We start from the raw sequence: 6,133 nt of genomic DNA, 5'->3' as shown, positions 1-6,133 counted from the left end.
TACCGAGTCTGCAACGACTCCCGCACCGGCTTGAATATGCAATACCTGGTCTTTTATGACCGCGGTGCGAATGGCAATCGCCGTGTCCATATTGCCATTCCATGAGAGGTAACCAACAGCGCCGCCATAAACGCCCCGCTTAACCGGCTCAAGCTCATCGATGATTTCCATCGCACGAATTTTCGGGGCACCACTTAGAGTACCGGCAGGGAAAGTCGCGCGTAATACATCAATCGGACTGGTATCGGGTTTTAGCTTGCCGGTCACGTTCGAGACAATGTGCATAACATGAGAGTAGCGCTCTATCACCATTTTATCGGTGAGCTCTACACTGCCAATTTCACTAACGCGGCCAGCATCATTTCGTCCTAAATCGATTAGCATCAAATGCTCGGCGCATTCTTTAGGATCTGCGAGTAGGTCTTTCTCTAAGGCTAAGTCTTCTTCTTCATTCATGCCGCGCTTGCGAGTACCAGCAATCGGCCGAACAGTAACTTCACCCTCTTCTACGCGCGCAAGTATTTCAGGTGATGAGCCGACAATATGAAACTCGCCCAAGTTCAAAAAGTACATATAGGGAGAAGGATTCAAACAGCGTAAGGAGCGATACAGATTCAAAGGCTCAGCAGTAAACGGAATCGACATGCGCTGTGAAATCACCGTTTGCATCACGTCACCAGAGAGTACGTATTCCTTAATGGTATCGACAGCGTCTTTAAACTTGTCTTCAGAAAATCCAGATATAAAGTCGCTTTCTTTTATGTCAGTTTGTGTGGCTTCTTGAGCCGGCTCCGCGCAGGTATTATTCCGTAAACGATGAACCAATAAATCCAGTACCGACTGAGCTATTTGATAAGCATCTTCAGTGGCAGGGTCTGCATGATGAATAAGTATCAACTTGCCACTTAGGTTATCGAATACAACCAGCTGGTCAGACACCATAAGCAAGATATCAGGTGTACCCAAAGGATCTTCAGGACAGCTGTCAGCAAGCTTTGGTTCAATGTATCGAACGGTGTCATAACCAAAGTAGCCAACCAAACCGCCATTGAAGCGTGGTAAGCCTTCTATTTCGGGCACCTTGAAACGCGTTTGGAATTCCTCAACAAAAGCTAAAGGGTCACTGCACTCGTGTCGCTCGATGATTTCGCCATCTTGCTCGAGTGTGGCTGTGGAGCCAGAAATTCTAAGTACTTGCGTACAAGGCAAACCGATGATGGAGTATCGGCCCCATTTCTCGCCACCATGAACAGACTCTAGTAAATAAGAATAGGTGCCGTTAGCGAGTTTAAGATAAGTACTTAAGGGCGTATCGAGGTCAGCCAAGACTTCACGCGTGACAGGAATGCGATTGTAGCCTTGAGCCGCTAGTTGTGAAAAATGCTCAGGTGTCATAGGGTGTTCCTAACTAAATTCATAATCTATTAATTAAAACGAAGCGGTATACAGCGCAGGAGCTGCAAATATTGAACGAGCGCGTGCTCAATTAGCTAGCTTCGCCAGCGGCAGGGAAGCAGCGCACGAAGGGCTGCGAAATTATGAACGGATGTAGACACTGAACAGTCTCTCTACTCTAATCAATTAATAGGTATAAAACGGCCTACAGATTACCTCAGGCCTGTGAGTGAATCAATAGCTCAGGGTGCATGCTAGCTCGCTATTTGAGACTCTCATAGCTTTAAATATAGCAATTTTAGCCAAGGCAGCTGCTTAAGCTAAAAAAGACTACATTTTTTTGCTAAGACAGGTATATTAATTGAGGGCTAGGAATCCTTAGCTCAATGCGAACAGGATGTTTGCAGAATCTATTTCTATACTTTTTAAAAGGACTTAAAAATGAAGAACTTTCTTAAGCGCCCAACGATGGCGCTATCTGTGTTATTGGCTTCCTCATCACTTCAAGCTTTACCTGTTTATATCAATGAGTTTCACTATGATAATCAGGGGGCTGATCAAAATGAGTTTGTTGAAATAGCAGGCTTAAGTGGTACAGACTTACTTGGTTGGCAACTCGAGTTTTATAATGGCAATAATGGCCGACGTTATATGTCATGGGACTTATCTGGTAGTTTTTCCGATCAGCAGGCAGGCTATGGTGTGTTAGCCTTTACCGGCTCTGGTGGTCTGCAAAATGGTGGCAATGATGGTATTGCCTTGGTAAATAATCTGGGCGACTTAGTACAGTTTATTAGCTACGAAGGCTCCCTTGTCGCAACAAATGGTTCAGCTTTGGGCGCCACAAGTATCGATGTTGGCGTTGTAGAGTCACCGTCTACGGCTTTGGGTAGCTCAATACAGTTAAGTGGCACAGGAGAAAGCTCTGAAGCGTTTGCTTGGGTCTTGGGGCAAGCTTCCCAAGGGGCTTTTAATACCGATCAACTTTATCAGGCGCCTATTGTTTCTGGTCCTGTCGTACCAGATATTCCGACATTCACTGAGCCGGGTTCAAACCCTGATGTGGTATCGGTACCAGAACCTGCCAGCTTAAGCCTGCTGGGCTTGGGGTTACTCTTACTTGGTCAAATACGCCGGGGCGCTAAAATGCGAAGTTAGGGGAAGTAGGCGCTCGGTTTTGCAACAAGCTGAGCGCCTTGGATGACGTTTGGGCTAGGAAATGCCAGCTAACTTGGCTCTCATTGCTGCGATGGTTGCCTGATAGTCATCGGTATTGAATATGGCTGAGCCGGCAACAAAAGTGTCGGCACCAGCTTGTGCTATCTCGGCTATATTGTTGATATTGACGCCACCGTCAATTTCCAATCGGATATCTTTACCTGAATCATTAATCAACTTGCGTGCTTGTCGAAGTTTATCGAGTGTACCAGGAATAAACTTTTGGCCGCCAAATCCGGGGTTAACGGACATGAGCAAAACCATATCGAGCTGGTCAAGGGTATGGTCAAGGTAGTGTAAGGGGGTAGCCGGGTTAAAAACTAAGCCCGCCTTGCAGCCACCATCTTTGATGAGTTGTAATGAGCGATCAATATGCTCAGAAGCCTCTGGATGAAAGGTGATATAGGTCGCACCAGCATCGATAAAGCTTTTGATCATATCATCGACTGGCTTCACCATTAGGTGAGCATCAATTGGAGCTGTCACGCCGTGCTTTCGAAGCGCCTCACAAACCATTGGGCCAATTGTCAGGTTAGGGACATAATGATTATCCATCACATCGAAGTGAACGATATCAGCACCGGCTTCGAGAACATTCTCGACTTCTTCACCTAGGCGTGCAAAGTCGGCAGAAAGAATAGAGGGGGCGATCAAAAATTGGCTCATGGTTTCCTCGGAATTAATAATTTGCGCTATTCTAACGTAGAAGCGCTGGTGCGAATAGTTTAGTTGCCGATAAGTAAAGTGTTAAGCCTATTGATGATAGGTTTGTGCCTCCGAGTGTCACTAAGATGAGTTTTTATATGAAATGGTTTTGCCTTGCTCTTGTTACTCTTATATTCAGTTCTAGCATGGTGCTGGCGGAAGATGCACCTGACGCCTCTGAAGGCAAAGAAGAAAGTGAAACCAAGAGTGAGGCGCTTAGAGTTGGACATATAGATCTAGATAAGGTGACTCAGCAAGCCCTGATATCGGAATTGAGGCAAAAAGAAGTAGTTTGGCTGGATGTTGAGTACCCCATACCTGAAGGTGGTTCTTCTGCTGGAAGTGTTCAGGTTCTGGCTTTACAAAGACCTTCTCAAAAGCCGCAACAACATGGTGCTGTTTTATTGGTTCCTGGTATCGGCCAGCATGCGGACTGGCCTCAAGTAATAAGGCCTGTACGCAGTGGGCTTCCAGAGGCGGGTTGGTATACCTTGGCGCTCTCATTACCAGGCGCTTCCATAGACAAAGTCCCAGAGCGAGCTTTACCAGTAAAGAAATTTGATGAGCTTGAACTAAGCCCTGCTTTGGCAGAAGCATTAAACAACAAGACAGCCAAAAACGAGGATAGTGGAAAAGATAAGTCAGATGGTGAGGCGGAAAAAAGTGAGCAAGCGGCAGACAAAGACGATGCAGTTACCGAAGACAGTTCTGATCCAGATAAACCTGTTGATATAGACCTTGCCGATAAAGAAAAGCAGCTAAAAGCAATTCCCTACCAAGACAAAGCGCTTGCGCACGTGAACGCTGGTATTTCGTACTTACAGCAGCAAGGCTATCAGAATATTGTTTTGTTAGCCTATCGCGCTTCAGCCAACATTGCCTTTGAGTATCTCAAGCAAAAGCAGGGGACATTTAGTAATAAAGGCTTTGCTCTGGTACTGGTTGACCCTGAGTTTGATGAACCTTTACAAGTCGATCTGGCAGAGCATTTAGGGCAAAACTTCCAGCCACCCGTCTTGGAGATGGTTAATTCGGTGGAAGATGAAAGTTCTGTCAAAGCGCGCTTGGCATCGGCAAACGTGGCTGGCGCAATTAACTATATGCAAGTGGACTATGCGTTTAATTTATCTGAAGGGCCACAGAAAAATTTGGTTCGACGAATTCGTTATTGGCTTGAGAAATATGCACCGGGTATGATTGTAGGTAATCGTTCCCGTTAAGTCGGCGAAGTAGCTGGACGGTAAGTTCATAGACGCTACAGATTACAATGCAGGGCATGACATAGCCAAACATGCGTTTAGGTGATCACTTTCCTTCATAGGCATCAGGCGAGTTTCCAGCCATGTCCTGCCTATCGAGCACGCCGACATCCAAGACAGGAGACGCATCAATATGCTGTGCATCCATCATTTGGGCAACGCGTTGCAGACTTGAAATAATCATCGTTTGCTCCCACTCCTGAAGGTCATTAAATTGTTTGGCAAATTGGTCCTGGAGAGGGGTGGGGGCATCCTTTAAAACTTCTAAGCCCGCATCGGTTAAGTAGGCGTGGACCTTACGCTTATCTTCCTTGGACCTTTCTCGATAGACAAATTCGCGCTTTTCCAAGCGGTCAAGAATGGTTGTGACGGTAGCTTGGCTCAAGCTCATGTCATGTGCCAGTTCACCAATGCTCACTTCGCCCTTATTTCTTATCGTTTGCAGCAAGAGAATCTGTGGTGCTGTTAGCCCGGTTGTTTTGGCTAAATGTTTGGAGTGGAGGTCTGTCGCCCGAATAACGCGACGAAGGGAAACCAAAACTTCTTCGATATGATCCAATGGACAGTCCTCATAAACTTGGTATTAAGTAGCAGAGGTCTCTCAAAGCCCCTCTAATAAGATAACTAGATTATCCCTATGCAAGACTGTTCCTACAACATTTTTTGAGGAATCTGCTTCGATATTGATTTTGCTTGGCTCAACTAGAAAGATTTCGCCCACGTGCTCGACGGCTATTCCAGCGGCGCCACGGCTTGAGTCTAGAATGAGAATTCTTTGATGGGCTTCTGCAGTGCTTACCTGTATATGTTTCTCAGCAGAAAGTACCGGAACGATTTCACCGCGAACATTTAAGATGCCTGCTATTTCGGGGTTTGACCCAGGAACAGGGGTTGGTTCTCGATAGGTAATTATCTCTCTGACCAGCTTAACCTCATATGCATACGTTTCTTCAGCAAGAGAGAAGCTTACATATTGTATGGCTGAATCAGCTGGCATATTCCTTCCAAATTCTTTCGCAGGTTTTAGTATTATTATATTTAGTGTACTATATTTAGATCTCAAAATACTTTTTGCATTAAATCGCTCATATTAGTGAAAATATAAGGCTTTAAGGCGCATAAAATTGTAACAGCTAGTAAAAAGTAGCATAAATACAGGCAAGTTATACATAGATGTCTAAAAATAAATGTTTAGACATCTAAAATAATAAATTATGAATCAAACCACACTTAGAAGACCGCTAGATACTGATGGCCGATCAGTATTTGCGCTCATAGACCGATGCCCACCTCTGGACACTAACTCAGCGTACTGCAACTTGCTGCAGTGCAGTCATTTCGCTAGCACCTCAGTGATAGCGATAGACGATGACAAGACACTTGGCTTTATATCCGGCTATGTCATTCCCGACCGGCAAGACACTTTATTTATTTGGCAGGTCGCCGTTGATGAGCGTGCTCGCGGTCAAGGTCTTGCTAAGCGAATGCTCAAAGATATTGTGACGCGGCAAGAATGCGCTCAGGTCACTCACTTGGAAACGACCATTACAGCTGAC

At 45.5% G+C, this 6,133-nt stretch carries 7 protein-coding genes; 3 read left to right on the top strand and 4 right to left on the bottom strand.

Annotated features, from left to right (window positions below):
• Positions 1 to 1,395, bottom strand: a 1,395-nt coding sequence (trpE, locus tag A3735_RS20665; RefSeq protein ID WP_068638549.1) for an anthranilate synthase component I, incomplete at its 3' end; no start/stop codon positions are given.
• 441 nt (positions 1,396 to 1,836) lie between these two features.
• Here trpE and A3735_RS20660 point away from each other — a divergent pair.
• Positions 1,837 to 2,553 carry a PEP-CTERM sorting domain-containing protein gene (locus tag A3735_RS20660; protein ID WP_068514453.1) on the top strand — a complete coding sequence of 239 codons (717 nt, stop codon included), beginning with the start codon at positions 1,837 to 1,839 and terminating at the stop codon, positions 2,551 to 2,553.
• Between the two features lie 54 nt (positions 2,554 to 2,607).
• Here A3735_RS20660 and rpe read toward each other — a convergent pair whose 3' ends face one another.
• Complete coding sequence (gene rpe / locus A3735_RS20655) at positions 2,608 to 3,279, bottom strand: ribulose-phosphate 3-epimerase (RefSeq protein ID WP_068513466.1); 672 nt, start codon at positions 3,277 to 3,279, stop codon at positions 2,608 to 2,610.
• 137 nt (positions 3,280 to 3,416) lie between these two features.
• Here rpe and A3735_RS20650 point away from each other — a divergent pair, with 137 nt between their 5' ends.
• Positions 3,417 to 4,538, top strand: coding sequence for a DUF3530 family protein (locus A3735_RS20650; RefSeq protein WP_068554205.1), 1,122 nt, complete (start codon positions 3,417 to 3,419; stop codon positions 4,536 to 4,538).
• An 85-nt stretch (positions 4,539 to 4,623) separates the two neighbouring features.
• Here A3735_RS20650 and A3735_RS20645 read toward each other — a convergent pair whose 3' ends face one another.
• Both A3735_RS20645 and A3735_RS20640 read right to left on the bottom strand, forming a co-directional pair.
• Complete coding sequence (locus tag A3735_RS20645; RefSeq protein ID WP_068512375.1) at positions 4,624 to 5,136, bottom strand: MarR family winged helix-turn-helix transcriptional regulator; 513 nt, start codon at positions 5,134 to 5,136, stop codon at positions 4,624 to 4,626.
• Positions 5,137 to 5,178: 42 nt separating this feature from the next.
• Positions 5,179 to 5,574: a chemotaxis protein CheW gene (locus A3735_RS20640; RefSeq protein ID WP_068514448.1), complete on the bottom strand. Its 396-nt coding sequence runs from the start codon at positions 5,572 to 5,574 to the stop codon at positions 5,179 to 5,181.
• 217 nt (positions 5,575 to 5,791) lie between these two features.
• Between A3735_RS20640 and ectA the strand changes: the two genes are divergently transcribed.
• The coding region (gene ectA, locus A3735_RS29150; protein ID WP_082885950.1) for a diaminobutyrate acetyltransferase at positions 5,792 to 6,133 on the top strand (342 nt) is incomplete at its 3' end.

It is taken from the genome of Oleiphilus sp. HI0061 (genome assembly GCF_001635675.1).
This window is presented reverse-complemented; position numbering and strand designations above follow the sequence as displayed.

Bases quoted from the DNA above. Each gene is read 5' to 3' on its own strand.
- A3735_RS20660 (WP_068514453.1), top strand. From the start codon at position 1,837: ATGAAGAACTTTCTTAAGCGCCCAACGATGGCGCTATCTGTGTTATTG.
- rpe (WP_068513466.1), bottom strand. From the start codon at position 3,279: ATGAGCCAATTTTTGATCGCCCCCTCTATTCTTTCTGCCGACTTTGCA.
- A3735_RS20650 (WP_068554205.1), top strand. From the start codon at position 3,417: ATGAAATGGTTTTGCCTTGCTCTTGTTACTCTTATATTCAGTTCTAGC.
- A3735_RS20640 (WP_068514448.1), bottom strand. From the start codon at position 5,574: ATGCCAGCTGATTCAGCCATACAATATGTAAGCTTCTCTCTTGCTGAA.